This is a genomic window from Micromonospora sp. NPDC005206 (assembly GCF_040608175.1).
GTDB lineage: Bacteria > Actinomycetota > Actinomycetes > Mycobacteriales > Micromonosporaceae > Micromonospora.
Window position 1 is genome coordinate 1 of the sequence record NZ_JBEXHU010000012.1, and the last position, 17,537, is coordinate 17,537.

Here is a 17,537-nt window from a genome sequence, read left to right on the forward strand (position 1 = left end):
CCGATGGCTCCACGCCCATATCCACCACTGTCCGCTATGGACGCAATGCCCGTGTCACCCCGATCGGCGCCCCGACCCTTGTTGAGATCACCTCACTCCACGTCGCCTGTGCGAGCAGCGGTCACGCCGAGCATTACCCGAGCTTCCGCTATCCGCATTGGCTTACGTTCCTGCCCGTTCGGGTCGGTCGATGACTTCAGGACCTCTCGGGCGTACATCTCGGCAAGCCGGTCCTCGCCCGCGATGCGGTAGCAATCCATGGCGTAGAAGTCGAACTTGGCGGGGTCGACCACGAATCGGTGATCGGTGTCCTCCGGGTAAGGCAGGGATTCCAACAATCGGTGTCCACGGTCGAGAGAAGTCTCTACCTGGCGACGGTCGCCGAGTCGCGCCCAAGCCTTCGCCTGCTGGGCGGCGAGCCGCACCGCCGCTCCATCGTTCGCTGCGGTCGCCTCAACAGCCTCGGCAGCTGCGATGACGCCTCGATAGTCTCCCTGCGTCAACGCGTACCAAGCGCGCTTCGTATCAGAATGCGCAAGTGGCTGCCGCTGCTGACGGTCTGGCTGGGTACGTTCATGCTCCTGGTCGACGTCACGATCGTGATCGTCGCCCTGCCCGACATGGTCGACGACCTCGGCGCGTCCTTCCGGGCGTTGCAGTGGGTCATCGATGCCTACGCCCTCGCGCTGGGCGCACTGGTGCTCGGCGCCGGCTCGATCGCCGACCGGGTGGGGCACCGCCGGGCGTACGTCGTCGGGCTGGCGGTCTTCGCGGTGTCGTCGCTGCTGTGCGGTCTCGCGCCGAACCCGGGCGTGCTGATCGCCGCGCGCGCCGTACAGGGCGTCGGGGCGGCGGCTATGTTCGCGACCACGTTCGCCCTGCTCAACAGCGCCTACGTCGGGCGTGACCGGGGAAGCGCGTACGGCATCTGGGGCGCGGTGTCGGGCGCCTCGGCCGCCGTGGGCCCGATCCTCGGCGGGCTGCTCACCGAGGGCGCGTCGTGGCGCTGGATCTTCCTCGTCAACCTGCCGGTCAGTGCCGTGGCCATCCTGCTGTGCGCCACGACGCTCACCGTCGCCCACGCGACCGTCCGGGGCCGGATCGACGTCGCCGGTATGGTGAGCTTCACCGCCGCCGCGGGGTGCGCGACCTATGCACTCATCCGGGCGAACGAGGACGGCTGGTCGGCAGCCGCCGTCTGGTGGCTGCTGGTGGTGGCCGCGCTCCTGCTGGCCGGGTTCGTGGCGATCGAGGCGCGCACCCGACACGCCATGTCCGACCTCGCCCTCCTGCGCGACCGCTCGTTCGTCGCGGTCCTGCTCGCCGGGCTGCTGCTGACGTTCGCGGCCTTCACCACCCTCACCTACACCTCGATCTGGCTGCAGTCCGTGCTGGGACTGAGTCCGCTCGCGGCGGGGCTCACCGGCCTGCCGATGTCCGTCACCGCGATCGCTGTCTCGGCGGCGCTGGGTCGGGTGCTGCACGGCCGCAGACCAGACCTGGTGATCGGCGCCGGTCTGCTGTTCGTCGGCCTCGGCAGCCTGCTCACCGCGGCGCTCGTGCACGGTTCGGCCAGTTGGCCGGCGCTGCTGCCGGGGGTTGCCCTGATCGGTGTCGGCGTCGGCCTCGCGACGCCCATCCTCGGCTCGGTCTCCATGTCCCTGGTGCCCGCCGAGCGCGGCGGCATGGCCGCCGGAGCCGTCAACACCACCCGCCAGCTGGGCTTCGCGTTCGGCGTCGCCGCGCTGGGCAGCGTCTTCACCGCCCAGGCGCAGACCATCGTGGCCGGACGTGGCATTGCGGACCCGGCGCACGTCGCGCACGCCATCGCCGGCGGGCAGACACCCGGTCTGCTGCGCGCCACGCCGGCAGCCGGGCGGCACCTGCTGGACAGCGCGGCGCATGCCGCCGGGGTGGCGGGTGTCCAGGCGACCTTCGCCGTGGCCGGAGCCGTCGGCGTCCTCGCCAGCCTGCTCGTCATCGTCCTCATGCGACCCGGCCGGCCGCGAACCGCCGCCTCGACCGCGCGTCCGCCCGTCGCGGAGGCGCGGGACGCTGACGGCGCCCCCGAACGCGGACCTGGCGGGCCGAGCGGCGAGGCGCGGGCAGGCATGGTCGCGGCCGTAACGGGAATCGGAGGGCCGCCAGCAGCACGCACGGAGGAGGCGCAATGACGGACCCCGGGTCGAATCGTGCCCGCCTGCCGGGATCGCCGCTGCCGGACGTGGCGTCCGCGGACGGCGGCTTCGCCGTCGTGGAGATGTTCACCTCCCAGGGCTGTTCGAGCTGTCCTCCGGCCGAGGAGGTGCTGACCGAGATCGAGCGTGACGCGCGCGCCCAGGGGCAGCCGGTCTTCGCGCTCGGGTTCCACGTCGACTACTGGGATGATCTGGGCTGGCCCGACCGGTTCGCCGACGCGGCGTACACCGCGCGGCAGGAGGCGTACGCGCGGGCCTTCGGCTCCGGACGCCTGTACACCCCCCAGATGGTCGTCAACGGCACCGTCGAGTTCGTCGGCTCCGACCGTCGACGGGCGGCGACCGCGATCGCGTCCGCCCTGACGTCGGCAACCACCACGCCGTTCACACTGTCGGTCCAGGACTACGCCGGAGGTGCGGGCGCCGGGCAGCGGGTCGTCCTGGGCTTCGAGACCGAGCGGCCTTCGGAGCGTGCGGTGCTGAACGTGGCGATCGTCGAACGCGGCCTGGAGAGCGAGGTCGCCCGGGGCGAGAACGCCGGGCGGACGCTGCGGCAGGACAACGTGGTGCGCGCCTTCACCTCGCTGGGTCTGGACGCCGAGCGCGGGCAGGTGGAGCTGGAGGCGCCGCCAGATCTCGATCCTCGGCAGGCGACTCTGGTGGGTTACGTGCAGAACAAGGGTGACCGGGCGATCGTCGCCGCCGCCGCGGTCGACCTGTCCGCCGTCGCGGGATGAGAGTGGGCTGATTGCGGTGCGTGAGCGGGCATCGCGTCACCATGGCGCTCTGGCCGAGGCGGCCTCGCCAAGCTAAGGTCCGGGAGCATGTCGGGACGGTGGAGGCGGGCACTCGGAATTCTGGCGGTCGGGCTGTTCCTGCTCGGGTGCTACGGCTGTTTCACCCGGAGTTTGTCGGTCTGGCAGATCGTTGCCCTGGGCACCATCGCAACATTCGGCGTGGTGGTGTGGACGGCGCTGACTGTGACGAAGGCGGTTCGGGACCGCGGTCCCGCCCAGGCGACCGCTGCGGCGTACCTGGACGCGCTCGTCGCGGCCGAGTTCACGGTCGCGTACGAGTTGCTCGCCGAGCAGCGTCGGCAGGCCAGCGACCTGCCGACCTTTTCCGAGCTGCACTCCGGTGGCCAGCGGCTCACCGGCTATTCGGTCGAGGGGACAACGATAGTCGGCCCTGGACAACCTCGTGCCGAGGTACTGACGCAGGCCCGCTTCGTCGATGGCGAGGTCGCGCCGCTGAAGCTGCTGCTGATCCGGCAGGCCGACGACCACTGGCGGGTCGCCGACTGGCACGCCGGCGAGCGGTGGTAGTTCAAATCGCGACATCAGCACGCAACCCGTGGGACACATTGACGGGAGTCATAGCCCTCGATTACCGTGCCGACTGGGAGAGCGCTCTCTCACTGCATCTTCTCCTCAATTCAGACAACGTGTCGGAGCCGGCAGGTCGGCATCCCGACACGCGATGGAGGCACCGTGAAACCTCCCGTCCCCCACCGCCGTTGGGTCCTGGCCGCCACCACCGCTCTGGCCCTGGTCGTCGGCGGCCTCACGATTTCCCTCACCCGTCCCGCCGAGGCCGCCCCCGTCGGCGCCGGCAGCTACACCACCACCCCGGTCGGCCCGCTCCCCACCGGCTGCGGCCCGATGTCGAGCAACCCCCGACAGTTCGCCACCGCGAACGCGCCAGCCGGTGCGGTACCGACCAACGACTGGTGGTCCTCACTGCTCTGGAAGCGCACCGACTGCGCCTTCAGCGAGCCCCTGCACGCCCACCCGCTCTCGTACGACACGTTCACCGACGGTCTCGGCTTTTCCGCCAACTCCACGCCCGCCATCAGCGGCACCTCGACCGGGGTCGGCGAGTACCACTACCCGTACGTCCAGGACATCCGGGTCGGCGTCGCCGGGCTCGGAGCGCCCGTGGTCAAGGTCGACGGCTGGACCGACTGGACGGTCAGCCCACACTGGAGCGACGGAGCCCGGACCATGCGCGCCACCATCGGCCACGGTCTGCCCTTCGCGTACTTCCAGACCACCGGTGGGGACGCGGTGATCAGCGCGACGGGCACCGCGGACGTCTGGTCCAACAGCGGCGCCACGGTCGGCTTCCGGGTCAACGGCCACGACTACGTCGGGTACGCCCCCGGCAGCGCCACCTGGACCGTCAGCGGCGGCCGGATCTCCTCCACCCTGGCCGGCCGGGGCTACTTCTCCGTCGCCCTCCTGCCGCCGTCGACGTCGGCGGCCGAGCGCGCCGACCTGGCCTCCACCTACGGCCGGTACGCGCACGCCCACGTCACCGGCACCCAGGTCTCGTACGCCTACAACCCGGCCACCAACGGGCTGACCACCACGTACGCGTTCACCACGACCGCCCGGGAGGGGACCGCCACGCAGACCGTGGTCAGCCTCTACCCGCACCAGTGGAAGTCGCTGACCGGCTCCACCCCGATCACCCCGACCTACCCGTCGGCGCGTGGCCGGATGAAGGTGCTCACCGGCGTCAACCAGTTCCGTACCGCCATGAAGTTCCAGGGGGTCCTGCCGGAACTGCCGGCCGTCGGCGACGGCGGCGGCGCCGACCTGACGACGCTCACCAACCACCTGGCCGCCGCCCGCGCGAACCCGATGGACCAGCGCGGCGGTGACACGTACTGGACCGGCAAGGGGCTCGGCCGGGCCGCCCGGCTCGCCGAGGTGGCCGACCTGGTCAACGACACCGCGACGCGGGACAGCGCGCTGAACGCGATCCGCAGCACGCTCACCGACTGGTTCGCCGCGTCGAGCGGCAAGACCGGAAGGGTCTTCTACTACGACGGCAACTGGGGCACGTTGATCGGCTACCCAGCCTCGTACGGCTCGGACCAGGAACTCAACGACCACCACTTCCACTACGGCTACTTTATCGCCGCCGCGGCGACGCTGGCGAAGTTCGACCCGGCGTGGGCCGCCGCGAGCCGCTACGGCGGCATGGTGGACCTGCTGATCCGGGACGCCAACAACTACCGCCGCGACGACACCCGCTTCCCGTACCTGCGCGACTTCGACATCTACGCCGGCCACGACTGGGCGTCCGGGCACGGCTCGTTCGGCTCCGGCAACAACCAGGAATCGTCGTCGGAGGGGATGAACTTCGCCAACGCCCTGATCCAGTGGGGGCAGGTGACCGGCGACACCGCCGTCCGCGACGCCGGCATCTTCCTCTACACCACCCAGGCCGCGGCCATCCAGGAATACTGGTTCGACGTCAGCGACCAGAACTTCCCCGCCGCCTTCGGGCACTCGACGGTCGGCATGGTCTGGGGCGACGGCGGCGCGTACGCCACCTGGTTCAGCGCCGAGCCGGAGATGATCCAGGGCATCAACCTGCTGCCGGTCACCGGCGGACACCTCTACCTCGGCAACAACCAGGCGTACGTACGGACCAACTACGCCGAACTGGTGCGCAACAACGGTGGGCAGCCGACGGTCTGGCAGGACATCCTCTGGCAGTTCCAGGCCCTCGGTGACGGCGACGCAGCGCTGGCGAACCTACGCGCGAACCCCAACTACACGGTCGAGGAGGGCGAGAGTCGGGCACACACCTTCCACTGGATCCGCAACCTCGCGGCGCTGGGCACCGTCGACACGACGGTGACCGCCAACCATCCACTGTCGGCGGTGTTCTCGCGCAACGGGGCGCGCACCTACGTGGCGTCGAACCCGACCGCGACGGCGATCACGGTGACGTTCTCCAACGGCACGACGCTCGCCGTGCCGGCCGGACGGACGGCCACCACCGGGGCGTACACCTGGAGCGGCGGCAACGCGGCCGGCGGCGTACCCCCGGGGACCCCGACGCCCACCACACCCCCTCCGACGGATCCGCCCCCGAACCCGGGCTCTCCGACCCGGTACCTGCTGCCCGGTGGCGGGCTCGGCGCGGCCGGCGGCGCGGCCACGACCACGGTCGCGGCGGCCAACGGAAACCACGACGGTACGCCGACCAACCCGCAGGTCTTCACGGCGACCGGCCTCAACCTCGCCTACTCCGGCGGGCAGACCACCTTCGACCTGTTCCTGGACGCCGGCACGGCCGTCGGCAACGGCGTGCAGGTGCGGATCTCGTACGACCTGACGGGCAACGGCAGCTGGGAGCGGGTGGAGACGTCGCGTTACTTCGCCACCGACCCTGTCCCCGGCTACGAGCACTACACCCAGAACGCCGGCCTGGCCTCGGCCACCGGCACGTTGGGCACCCTCAGCAACGGCACGGTCCGGGTCGAGGTGTGGTCGGCGATCGGCAACAACCCGAGCACGGTGGGCATCGGCAACCAGTCGGTGCTCCGGCTTCCGTACTCCTGATCCACCCGTCCGCGCCGCCGCCGGTTCGGTACGGCCGGCGGCGGCGCGGCGCACGGTCATCGGGGAGTCGGGCCGACCTCCACCCGGTGGCTCTCGTTGTCGGAGAGGAACGACGCCAGCTCCCGCCCCTGCTCGACGACGGCGGTGCGGTCGGCTCGGGAGAGGCGACGCAGCGGAATGACCGTCACGGCGCCGGCCTCGACGTTCCAGGTCGCGGCGACCCGACCGTCGACCAGCACCACGCGCTCGCCGGCGACCGACAGACCACGGTGCGCATCGTCGATGATCCGCCTCCGGTCCTGGTAACCGAGTATCGCGTTGTCAAAGGCCGGCAGGAACCGCACCGGGGCGGGTGTGTCGGGGTCGGGGCGCGGCGCGTCGGGAAGGTCCAGCAGCTCACGGCCACGATCGTCGCGGAACGCAATCAACTCGCCGCGCATCGCGGCCACCGCGGCCGGCAGCCCGGCGAGGCCGCACCAGGCGCGCAGGTCGGCCGTGGCCGCAGGGCCGTACGCGGCCAGGTAGCGGCGTACCAGCGCCTGGCCGACCGGATCGGTGTCCTCCAGGACCGGCGGGTCGATCTCCCGACCGAGCCAGGAGGAGAGCAGGACGTTGCGCACTCCGGCCCTCGTGCGCCACAGTCCGCGCGGCGGCAGTTGCACCATCGGGACGAGGGCAGCGATCACCATCTCGCCCAGTGCCCGCGTCCCCGGCGTCGGCCAGCGCTCGGCGAGCGCCCGCGCCAGCTCGGTCATCGAGCGCGGCTCGTCGTCGGCCATCACGACCCGGCCGGCCGCGGCGAGTTCGTCGAGGTCCACCCCGTCCAGCTCGCGGCGGTAGGTCCCGAGCACCCGTTGGCGCAGCATCGCATCGTGTCGGGCGCGCCAGGTCAGTGCGTCGTCAGCGGTGAGGAGGTGGACGGTGCGGCGCATGAGGTGTGTCCGCACCAGGCTTCGCTGGATCAGCAGGTCCGAGAGCACCGCCGGGTCGAACGCGCGCAGCCTCGACCAGAGCCCGACGAACGGTTCCTGCGGTTCCTGCGCCTGCAGACCGCCGAGGTGGGCGACGGCGTCGAGGACCGGTACGTCCGCGCGGTCGAGCAGCAACTGCCGGGCGAGCGTCGCGCGGTTGAGCGTGCGGTTGTCGAGCACCGTCATCGGGCAACAGTCGCAGGTGAAGCGGCCAGGGTCTGGCCGCTTCTCATGGCAGTATCGGGACCCATGCTGAAGACCTCGGCGCGGCTGCTGTCGTTGCTCTCGCTGCTCCAGGCACGCCGGGACTGGCCGGGGGCGCTGCTGGCCGAACGGCTGGACATCAGCCCGCGCACCGTGCGCCGCGACGTCGACCGCCTGCGTGAGCTCGGCTATCCCATCCTGGCCACCAAGGGTCCCGACGGGGGCTACCGGCTCGACGCGGGCGCGGAACTGCCGCCTCTGCTGTTCGATGACGAGCAGGCCGTCGCCCTCGCCGTGGCACTCCAGATCGCCACCACCTCCGGCGCCGGCATCGAGGAAGCCGCGGCGCGCGCGCTGCAGACCGTCCGGCAGGTCATGCCCGCACGGCTGCGCCGTCGCATCGACACCATCCAGGTCACCGCCGTCGAGCGGCCGGCGACCCGATCGAGCCCACAGGCCGACAGCGGCGTGCTCATGGCGCTCAGTGCCGCCGTCCACGCCCGCGAGGTGCTGCGTTTCGACTACGGCCCCGCATTCCCGCCAGCGGCCGACGACGATCAGGCCGACAGTGCGCCGCGCCAGGTCCAGCCCCACCACGTCGTCACCTGGGGAGGGCGCTGGTACCTCGTCGCCTGGGATCTCGACCGGGAGGACTGGCGCACCTTCCGCGCTGACCGGATCACGCCCCGCACCCCCACGGGGCCTCGCTTCACCCCACGGCAACTACCCGGTGCGGACGTGGCGGCCTTCGTGGTCAGCAGGTTCCACGGCCCCGAAGGCTGGCCGTGCCGGGGCGAGGTGATCCTGGACCTCCCCGCCGAGGTCGCGGCCCGTTACACCAGCGACGGACTCGTCGAGGCCCTCGGCCCGGACCGCTGCCGGCTCGTCGTCGGCTCGTGGTCATGGCCGGGCCTGGCCGCCGCCATCGGTCGGTTCGACGCCGACATCGAGGTCGTCGGGCCGACCGAGCTCAGAGAGGCCTTCGCGCGGCTGGCCGACCGCTATGCCGACGCCGCGGCCGGCGCGCCCCCCACACCACCTCGACCGGTCCGGACGGGCCGATAACCCGCTTGCGCCCGTCGCGGCTTGTCGACAGGGTCGGGAGCCATGAGCGACATGTGGGTGGACCCCACCGACGATCCACGGACCTACGGCAACCCGAAGGGCGAGAAGGCGACACTGCAGGAGTACCTGCGGAACTACCGGTTGACCCTGGACATGAAGTGCGCCGGTCTCGACGCCGAGCAGCTCGCCCGCCGCTCGGTGCCACCGAGCACCATGAGCCTGCTCGGCCTGATCCGGCACCTTGCCAAGGTGGAGAACCAGTGGTTCCAGCGGGTGCTGCGCGGCAGGACCGACCAGCCGCGCCTGTTCAGCCGGGACGACGACAGGGACGCGGACTTCACCGACGCGGTCGCCGACCCCGCGGTCGTCGAGGAGGCGTTCGCCACGTGGAAGGCGGAGATCGCGGCGGCCGATGAGTGGCTCGACGCGCTCGACGAGGACGACCTCGGGCGGGAGGTGCCAATCGGCGACGACACGGTCAGCGTCCGCGACGTCCTCGTTCACATGATCGAGGAGTACGCCCGGCACGTCGGCCACGCCGACCTGCTGCGCGAGTGCGTCGACGGCCGCACCGGCCAGTGAGTCGGGGGAACGACCAGGGCCGCTCGAGTCGGCCGGCATCCGCGTGAGCGGGTGAGCGGCGGGGGTGTGCCTCCCCCGCCGCTCACACGATCACTCGCTGCGTGCCGTCTCCGGGCCGGTGATCCTTTCCAGCAACGGCAGGGTGGACGCGATGATGCCGAGGCATGCAGCCAGGCCGACGATCACGATCGCGTAGAACCCGAGGCCCGGCGCGGTGAGGGTGTAGTCCAGCTGTGCCTTGAGGAACAGTTGGGCGGCCACGAAACCCATGCCGATCGCGACCACGGCGACGGCCAGCATCGGTACGGCGCTTTCCAGAGCGACCACACGGCGCAGGACCCGCACCGGCGCCCCACTGAGGCGGAGCAGGCTGAACGGGCGCCTGCGTTCACTCAGACCGCCGACCACGCTGACCGCCAGGCTGCAGCCGGCGAGGCCGAGGCTTGCGACGATGATGACGTTGGCCAACTGCTTCCAACCACGCAGCTGATCGGTGAAGGACGACTCGAACTCACCGGGAACGGTCGGTGCCACCCAGAAATTCGGGAAGGCCAACGAGAGGGCCGTGCGCGCCCGTTCCAGCGGGGCTGTCGAACCGTCCGTGCCGACGACGATGGACGCCACCGGCAACCGCTCGAGGTCGTCGAGGGAAACCGATGCGGCCGGCCACACCCTGGAGGCGGACGCCGACTCGTCGAACGGGATGAAGTTGTGGGCCACCGCCGCCACGGTGGCGCCGTCGGCGCATCGGCCGTACGCCTCGGGGATGTCGGTGCACGCGAGCACGCCGGGATCGGCCATCCGGTCCGGGTTCCGGTGGACCACCGTCGCGCTCCGCACGCCCGGGATCGAGCGCAGCTCGACCAGCAGTGAGTCGGGCACCGAGAGCTCGTCGTCGGAGAAGCCGGTGGAGAGGGTGGCGGCATCCGTCGACTCGATCCGGGCGGGGCCACGGTTGGCGACGATCGTGGTGATCACACCGATGGCCACACTCGTGACGAAGAGCGCGAGCATGATGCCGCTGATGGCCCGGAAGCCGGCCTTCGGGTTGTCGGCGAGGCGCCGCGCCGCGATGAGTGCCGCGGGCCGCCGGGCGCGGCTGGCCATGACACGGGCGCCGACCATGGTGAGCCAGGGTCCGGCGAGGACCAGACCGGTCATGATGAGCAGGAGACCAGGCAGGAACGCGGCGGTCTGGCCATCCGACGTCTCGGGCCTGCGGCCGATGAAGTAGGCCAGCTCGGCCACCCCGAGCGCGAGTGGGATCAGCCGGTAGGCGCGGGGTGGACGGGGGGTGACCTGCCGCGTGACGCCGAGCGGGGAGATCCGGACGCGTCGTAGCGACACCCAGGCCGCCAGCGCCGCTCCGGCCGGCACGCCGAGCGCGACCACCAGGGCGTCCAGCGGTCTCAGGACCATGTCGTCGGGGAAGAACCGCATGCCGGTGAACGGGATCGCGGCGAGCTGGCCGCGGAACGCGAAGAACAGCGCGAAGCCGAGAGCCGTGCCCGCGAGCGCCGCCACGGCCGCCTCGGTCGCCGCGATCACCGAGATCTGCCGGGGCGTCGCGCCGACCAGCCGCATCGCCGCGAACCGCTGCTCCCGGCGGGCGGCGCTGAGCCGGGTGGCCGTGCCGATGAAGATCAGCACCGGAAACAGCAGCCCACCGGCTATGACACCGACGATGAGGTCCACGACCGTCTCCGGCAGCGCGTGGGTGTCGTCGCCGATGCTGGTGACCTGGCGGACATTTGGCAGCGTCGTGGCCTCGTTCACGGTGTGGCCGACGATGACGAGGAGGGCGTCCGGTGACGGCAGCGCGGCCGAACCGATCGTGCCGAGGTTTCGCCCGGGGTAGCGATCGGCGAGTTCGGCGGCAGGGGTCGCTGCCAGCAGCGTGCTGAACTCCGGTGAGACGTAGTACTCCCCCGGCCCCGGGGTCTCCGGAATGCCGACCGGCGTCGGCGAGCCCGGGCCCGAGGCGGCGACGTCGATCCGTACGATCTGCTCGCCGCGGAAGTAGTCCTCCCGCGTGGACCACCACAGTGGATCGCCGCCACCGTCCGCCGACGGGCTGGGATACAGCGACGCGTACCGTGTGAGCTGCGCGTTCACGGCGTTGAGGCCCGCGAGGGTGACCAGCAGCAGACCGGCGCCGACCGCCACGGCGGTGGCGATGATGATGAGGCGGGTGAGTGCCTCCCGCCCGCCGGCCACGGCGAGGCGGAGCCCGAAGCGGATCATGACGCGATCCGGTCCGGCGCGTTCACGCGGCCGTCACGCACGATGACCTCGCGATCGGCGTACGCGGCGACCCGTGGTTCGTGGGTGACCAGGATGACCGTGGTGCCCTGCTCACGAGCCGCGGTGACCAGCAGGTCCATGACCTGCTCGCCGGTGAGCGAGTCGAGCGCACCGGTCGGCTCGTCGGCGAAGAGCACCTCCGGCCCGGCGACCAGACCCCGGGCGAGGGCGACCCGCTGGGCCTGCCCTCCGGAAAGCTCACCCGACCGGCGCTGCTCCAGCCCTTCCAGGCCGAGCCGCTCGAACCAGCCGTACGCCTTGCGCAGCGCCTCGGCCCTGCGTGTGCCGTTCAACAGCAGCGGCAGGGCCACGTTCTCCGCGGTGGTCAACTCGGGGACGAGCTGCCCGAACTGGAACACGAACCCGAAGCGGTCCCGGCGCAGGCTGCTGCGGCGGGCCTCGGTCATGGAGTCGACCCGAGCCCCGTCGAACAGGACCTCGCCGGAATCCGGAACCAGGATGCCGGCCAGGCAGTGCAGCAACGTCGACTTACCCGACCCGCTGGCCCCCATGATCGCGACGATCTCCCCCGAGTCGACGGCGATGCTGGCGCCGCGGAGCGCAGGTGTCTGGCCGAAGGAGAATTCGACGTTCCTCGCTTCGATCGCGATGGTCATGACCGTACCGCCTTCGTCAGGGCGTCCAACCGGGCGCCGGTCATCTCGATCCACCTCAGGTCCGCCTCCAGGTGGTACAGACCGTGATCGGCGAGCAGCGCGTCGACGAGACTGCCGGTGCGCTTGATCTCGGTGAGCTCACGCATCCGCTGCAGGTGCGCGCTGCGCTGGGTGTCGAGGTATTCGCCGGCGGGACGGTCCAGCATCAGCGCGAGCACGACCTTGGCGAAGAGGACGGTCTGCAGGTGCGGTTCCGGTTCGACCGGCTGGGTCAGCCACTGCTCGACCTCGGTCGCGCCCAGGTCGGTGATGATGTAGCGCTTGCGGTCGGGCCCTTCGCCGGGGCCGACCTCGCTGATCACCACCTTGCCGTCGCGCGCCAGGCGGCTGAGCGTCGAGTAGACCTGCCCGAACGGCAGCGGCTTACCGCGGCCGAAGTAGGTGTCGTACTCGCGCTTCAGGTCGTACCCGTGGCTGGGTTCCCGATCGAGCAGGCCGAGGAGGGTGAGTGGAACGCTCATGCCAGCACCATACACCGGGGGTATACACCGCGTATATACGCCCGGGTTCTACATCCGGGGCCGCCGTGGCCTCATGCATGTACGACGGTCCCGTGGCGTAGCGCGTCGAGCCTTCCTGTCCTGGCGACCCGAGCGAAGGCATGGGCGCTCGGTTTCGGGGTTCTGCGCAGGTCGTGGTCGTGGTCGACCGCGATCAGTCCGAACTTGGGGCGGTATCCCTCGGCCCATTCGAAGTTGTCGAAGGCGGACCAGTGCAGGTAACCGCGAACTTCGACTCCTTCCGATCGGGCCTGCGCCAGTGCGGCGAGATGCGTTTCGAGGTAGTCGACCCGCTCGTGATCGTCTTCGGTGGCGATGCCGTTCTCGGTGACGTACAGCGGGAGCCCGGCGGCGGCAGCACGGTGCAGCTGTTGGCGCAGTCCATCCGGATGGACCTCCCAGCCCATCTGGGTCAGTTGGGCGCCGGCCGGCGGTTCGGCGAACAGTGTCGGCACGGCGGGATCGACCCATTGCCGGCGGTAGTACTGGACGCCGAGGAAGTCTCCAGGGTCGGGTCCGGTGAGCCCGTCGAGGTACAGGTCGACGATCTCGGTCCGCAGAGCGCGGCAGAACGCGACGCAGCTGTCGTCGTCACGAGCCGGGGTCAGCAGCGGCAGCTGCACGGCGAGGCCCGCCCTGGACCGGGCTCCTCCATCGCGGATGGCCCGTACCGCGGCGTGGTGCGCCTCCAGGAGCACCCTGCCCACCCGTTTCCACAGGATCGGGTTGGTCATCCCCGGCGGGTGGTAGCCCTCCAGATAGCCGTGCAGGGCGATCATCTGTGGTTCGTTGATAGTGCAGACGAAGGGCATCAGGTCGCCCAGCTCCGCGACGACCCGGTCGCAGTATCGGCTGAACAGCTCGACCGCATCAGGAGCGAGCCAACCACCCCTCGCGGCGAACCAGCGCGGCAACGTGAAGTGGTGCAGGGTGACGAATCCGGTCATGCCGGCGCTGGCGAGCGCGGTCAGGACCCGGCGGTAGTGGGTGAGGGCGCTGCGGCTGAACTCCCCCGGTGCGGGTTCGATACGGGACCACTCCAGCGACAGGCGGTGGGCGTTGTGGCCCAAAGACTTCAGCAGCGCGAAGTCGTCGGCATACCGGTGCAGGTGGTCGATGCCGTCGTGGGACGACTGTTGCGCGGCGGTACCGGGGGCGTGTTCGAAGTCCCACCAGTCGTTGTTGACGTTGCCGCCCTCAACCTGGTGCGCGGCTGTCGCGGCACCCCAGAGGAAGTTCGCCGGAAAGTCGGATCCCAACGGAGCCGGCGCACTGCGACCGTCGGCGACGTCTCGGGTGCTGGTCACGGCTGCTCCTCATCGGTGCGCGGGGTACGGGCCCGGTCGCCACTCGTGGACTGAGCGGCGACCGGGCCCGTCGGATCAGTTACCCGTCCCCGGTGCCAGGAACGTGAACGAGCCGGAGGGAACGCTGTAGACGGCATAGTCTCCGTCGACACGCAGGAACGTGGCCCGGGCCGGAGGCGCGTCGAGCCGTCGTCCTCCCGCCGGCACCCACACCTGTGCGCTGGTGTTGGTGGGGACGTCGACCGTCAGCTTGAACCGTCGATCCGACGTGCTCCACTCGGACCGCGCAACGCCGTGTGGTGTCTGGTAGCTGCCCTTCACCGAGGTCAGGTCCCCGACCACCTTGGGCTGGATGACAAGGCGCCGGTAGGCGGTCGAGTCGTCGGCCTCGCGGATGCCGACCAGACTCCCCTGGAACCACTCCTCGATCTGGGCGAGGATCATGTGGTTCTTGGAGTCACCACGGTTCCACCGTTCGCCGATGGTGGTCATGCCGTTCGGGTTCGCGACCGTGGGTTCCATGAAGAACCCGTAGCTCGGTTGGTCGTTCTCCTGGAGCAGGTCCCACAGGACGTCGTCCCTGCCGCCGTCGGCGAGTGCCCGGACGGTCGGTGCCATCCCGATGGTGCCGCCGCTGAAGTGTGGACCGTCGCCGACCGGGTGGAACGCATACACGAGCTCGACGAGCGCGTCGAGGACGGCGTGACGTTCGGTGTCCGGGACGAGCCCGGCGTCGAGGGCGAGTGCCTGCGCTGTCTGCGTCGCGCCCGTGGTCCCGGCGTTGCCGTCCGCGGTGTACCGGCGTAGTTGCTGGTTGTAGAAGTGCGCGTTGAACGCCTGCTTGATCTCGTCCGCGAGCGTCCGGTACCGAGCGGCGTCGTCGACGTGGCCGGTCAGCTGCGCCATCGTGGCCAACTTGCTGATCATCGTGTAGTAGCCCCAGGTACCGGTGATCCGGCCGGATGTCTGGTCGGCGGCGACCCAGTCGGCGAGGGCGGCGTCGACGATGTGCGCGTCGGCTCCGGTCCCCACCTTCTGACGCTGGATGTAGTCGGCGAAGGCGACCATCTGGTTGTAGTACCGCGCCATCGTCGCGGTGTCGCCGTACAGCTCGTACAGCATCGACGGGACGAGGATGATCGCGTTGCCCCAGTTGATCTCGTCGCCGAAGCGTCCGCTGTAGCCCCAGTCGTAGACCGGGGTCTTCAGCGCGACGTTCCCGGCCATCGGTGTGTCAGCCAGAGACTGCCCCTCGACGAGGTGCCGCATGGTGGTCCGTAGGTAGGCGCCGAGTTCGTAGTTGCGGTGGATGGCACCCATCGGCATCGTGTAGTCGGCCGGGTACGACAGCTTCTCGCGGCCGGGGCAGTCGGTGAACACCGACATGATGTTCGCCGCGAAGGAGTACCTGGCCATCTTGTGGACGCGGTTGACGCGTGCGTTCGAGGTGGTGAAGTCGCTGGCCGACGGGGTGGCGGCCTGCAACCGGAGCCCCTTGATGAGGTCCTTCGTCGGGACGTACCCCTCGGGCAGGCCGCTGACCTGGACCCACTGCATGCCGAGGTAGTTGAAGTCGGGATGCCAGGTCTCCCCGCCGCGAAGTCCGGCGGTGGTGTACGTGTTGAACAGGTCGCGTCCCCGGCTGCCGCCGCCGCCCATGAGCGAGGCCTGGTCCACGGTGCCGTCCGCGGCCAGCGACTCGGCGGGTGACATCCGGATGGTGACGCCGCTCGGCACGGTCCCCTTGAGGCGTAGCTGGGGCCAGCCGACGATGTTCTGGCCGAAGTCGAACACCCAGGTTCCCGGTGCCGGGTTGGTCATCGAGACCGGTGTGAACGTTTCGACGACCTTCACCGGTTCGGCGGTGCGGGCGACGAGCCTGGTGGCGAGGTTCGGGGGTGGCGCGATGCCGGCGTCGACCCAGGCCATGGCGGAGCCGTCACGTCGCCTGGCGGCGGCCGTCAGGTTGGCCCCAGCCGAGTCCCAGCCCACCTGCTCGCGGCGCGCGTCGTGGTCCGCCCCGGAGTACCACGCGTCGGTGACCAGGGGGCCGAGTGCGGTCCGCCATCTGCGGTCGGAGACGACGACGTCGGTCGAGCCGTTGGTGTAGGAGATTTCCAGCCGCGCGATCATGCGGGGGGTCACCGCGGCGCCGGCGCTCGCATCGCTGGCGGCGACGTTGTTGCCCGATCCGGTCACCGCCACGCCGGCGGTGTGCGGCTTGGACAGGCCAGGGGTGAACGAGATCCCGGTTCCGTCCGCGCCAGCGGTGCCGATCGCGGTGATCGTGCGGGATTCGAGGCTGTCGCCACCGTTGCCGGTGTCGATGTTGATCGTGCCGCCAACATGGTAGTTGGCGACGCTGTCCAGCTGCACGGTCGTGGCATCGGGTGCGGCGTCGGCGGCCAGAATGCCGTTGCCCTTGAGCTGACTCTGCCACCACGAGTACGGCGCCGTCCGGCCGACGGCGGGGTTGGTGACGCTTCGCCGTACGTAGGCGGGGCCGTTGCCGAGCCGAACACCGAGCGTGTTGGCTCCGGTGCGCAGGTCGCCGCTGACGTCGTACGTGCGGTACTCACTGGAGAGCTGGTAGTTGGAGTTACCGGGTGCCAGAACCTCGTCGCTGAGGGATCGGCCGTTGAGGGACGGCAGGTGCAGCCCGACGCCGGAGAGGTAGAGGCGGGCGCTGGCCACGCGCTTGTTGCGATCGATGTCGAACTGGCGAGCGAAGAGCGGCATCGGCTGGGATTCCGTGCGACCGGGGTACTCGATCCACCGGGCCGATCCCCAGTCGCTCTGCTGGAGCAGGCCCATCTCCCACGTGGATGGCTCGCTCCAGTCCGATGGCTTCCGGTCGGCGTCCCAGACCCGGACCTGCCAGAAGACCCTCTCGCGGGAGGTGAGGGTCCGACCGGCGTACCGGATGCCAGACTGGTGGTCGGAGGGCACCCTGCCGGAGTCCCAGGTCAGCCTTCCGCCGGTGAGGTTCCGCGCGCTCGTCGCGGTGCGGATCTGGTAGGCGGTCTGCCTGTCGCCCGGGCAGGCCAACCGTGCGCCGGGTCGGCGGCAGGGATGGGCGGCGGCCCGTTTCGTTTCGGTGATCCGCCAGCCCAGGGATGGGTGGGTGTCGTCGATGCCGAGCGGTTCATCGTGTCGGTCGTTCACCCGAAGGTCGACGACGCTGACGGCGGCCGCCTGGCGGCTGGCGATGGACGGCGTGGCGTTGAGCGTCTGCGACGCGACGAGTGTGACCGCCACTCCCATCACCACGAGCAGGCGTGTCCGTCTCCTGGATTTCTGCACAGGTCACTCCTTTCCTGGCCGGCCTGCTGAGCCGGCAGGTCCTGGTGTTGACGTAGGTGCTGCTG

General features: G+C 70.4%; 13 protein-coding genes. 6 read left to right on the forward strand and 7 right to left on the reverse strand.

Features of this window, described 5'->3' with window-relative positions:
* Positions 1-92 precede the first annotated feature (92 nt).
* A complete protein-coding gene (locus tag ABZU69_RS19095; protein WP_354965663.1) occupies positions 93-425 on the reverse strand; it encodes a hypothetical protein in 333 nt (110 codons plus the stop codon).
* A 105-nt stretch (positions 426-530) separates the two neighbouring features.
* On the opposite strand from ABZU69_RS19095, the gene ABZU69_RS19100 reads away from it, so the two are divergent.
* The 4 genes from ABZU69_RS19100 to ABZU69_RS19115 all read left to right on the forward strand — a co-directional run bounded on the left by ABZU69_RS19100 (position 531) and on the right by ABZU69_RS19115 (position 6,559).
* Positions 531-2,174, forward strand: coding sequence for an MFS transporter (locus ABZU69_RS19100; RefSeq protein ID WP_354965664.1), 1,644 nt, complete (start codon positions 531-533; stop codon positions 2,172-2,174).
* Entirely contained in the window at positions 2,171-2,935 is a 765-nt protein-coding gene (locus ABZU69_RS19105) for a DUF1223 domain-containing protein (RefSeq protein ID WP_354965665.1), read from the forward strand. The genes ABZU69_RS19100 and ABZU69_RS19105 overlap by 4 nt, the downstream gene beginning before the upstream one ends.
* A gap of 87 nt (positions 2,936-3,022) precedes the next feature.
* Positions 3,023-3,523, forward strand: a complete 501-nt coding sequence (locus ABZU69_RS19110; RefSeq protein WP_354965666.1) for a hypothetical protein — start codon at positions 3,023-3,025, stop codon at positions 3,521-3,523.
* 165 nt (positions 3,524-3,688) lie between these two features.
* Positions 3,689-6,559 (forward strand): glycosyl hydrolase, encoded by a 2,871-nt coding sequence (locus ABZU69_RS19115; RefSeq protein WP_354965667.1) that lies wholly within the window; start codon positions 3,689-3,691, stop codon positions 6,557-6,559.
* A 56-nt stretch (positions 6,560-6,615) separates the two neighbouring features.
* Here ABZU69_RS19115 and ABZU69_RS19120 read toward each other — a convergent pair whose 3' ends face one another.
* Positions 6,616-7,716: a winged helix DNA-binding domain-containing protein gene (locus ABZU69_RS19120; RefSeq protein ID WP_354965668.1), complete on the reverse strand. Its 1,101-nt coding sequence runs from the start codon at positions 7,714-7,716 to the stop codon at positions 6,616-6,618.
* A 63-nt stretch (positions 7,717-7,779) separates the two neighbouring features.
* On the opposite strand from ABZU69_RS19120, the gene ABZU69_RS19125 reads away from it, so the two are divergent.
* The gene (locus tag ABZU69_RS19125; protein ID WP_354965669.1) at positions 7,780-8,799 is read left to right on the forward strand and encodes a WYL domain-containing protein; all 1,020 of its coding nucleotides are present in this window, start codon (positions 7,780-7,782) and stop codon (positions 8,797-8,799) included.
* 42 nt (positions 8,800-8,841) lie between these two features.
* Complete coding sequence (locus ABZU69_RS19130) at positions 8,842-9,381, forward strand: DinB family protein (protein WP_354965670.1); 540 nt, start codon at positions 8,842-8,844, stop codon at positions 9,379-9,381.
* A gap of 90 nt (positions 9,382-9,471) precedes the next feature.
* On the opposite strand, the gene ABZU69_RS19135 is transcribed toward ABZU69_RS19130, so the two are convergent.
* The 5 genes from ABZU69_RS19135 to ABZU69_RS19155 all read right to left on the reverse strand — a co-directional run bounded on the left by ABZU69_RS19135 (position 9,472) and on the right by ABZU69_RS19155 (position 17,472).
* A complete protein-coding gene (locus ABZU69_RS19135; protein WP_354965671.1) occupies positions 9,472-11,625 on the reverse strand; it encodes an FtsX-like permease family protein in 2,154 nt (717 codons plus the stop codon).
* The gene (locus ABZU69_RS19140) at positions 11,622-12,302 is read right to left on the reverse strand and encodes an ABC transporter ATP-binding protein (protein WP_354965672.1); all 681 of its coding nucleotides are present in this window, start codon (positions 12,300-12,302) and stop codon (positions 11,622-11,624) included. The genes ABZU69_RS19135 and ABZU69_RS19140 overlap by 4 nt, the downstream gene beginning before the upstream one ends.
* Entirely contained in the window at positions 12,299-12,823 is a 525-nt protein-coding gene (locus ABZU69_RS19145; RefSeq protein WP_354965673.1) for a PadR family transcriptional regulator, read from the reverse strand. Before ABZU69_RS19145 ends, ABZU69_RS19140 begins: the two co-directional genes overlap by 4 nt.
* 71 nt (positions 12,824-12,894) lie before the next feature.
* A complete protein-coding gene (locus ABZU69_RS19150) occupies positions 12,895-14,169 on the reverse strand; it encodes a family 1 glycosylhydrolase (RefSeq protein ID WP_354965674.1) in 1,275 nt (424 codons plus the stop codon).
* 75 nt (positions 14,170-14,244) lie between these two features.
* The gene (locus ABZU69_RS19155; protein ID WP_354965675.1) at positions 14,245-17,472 is read right to left on the reverse strand and encodes a family 78 glycoside hydrolase catalytic domain; all 3,228 of its coding nucleotides are present in this window, start codon (positions 17,470-17,472) and stop codon (positions 14,245-14,247) included.
* Between the last annotated feature and the right edge of the window lie 65 nt (positions 17,473-17,537).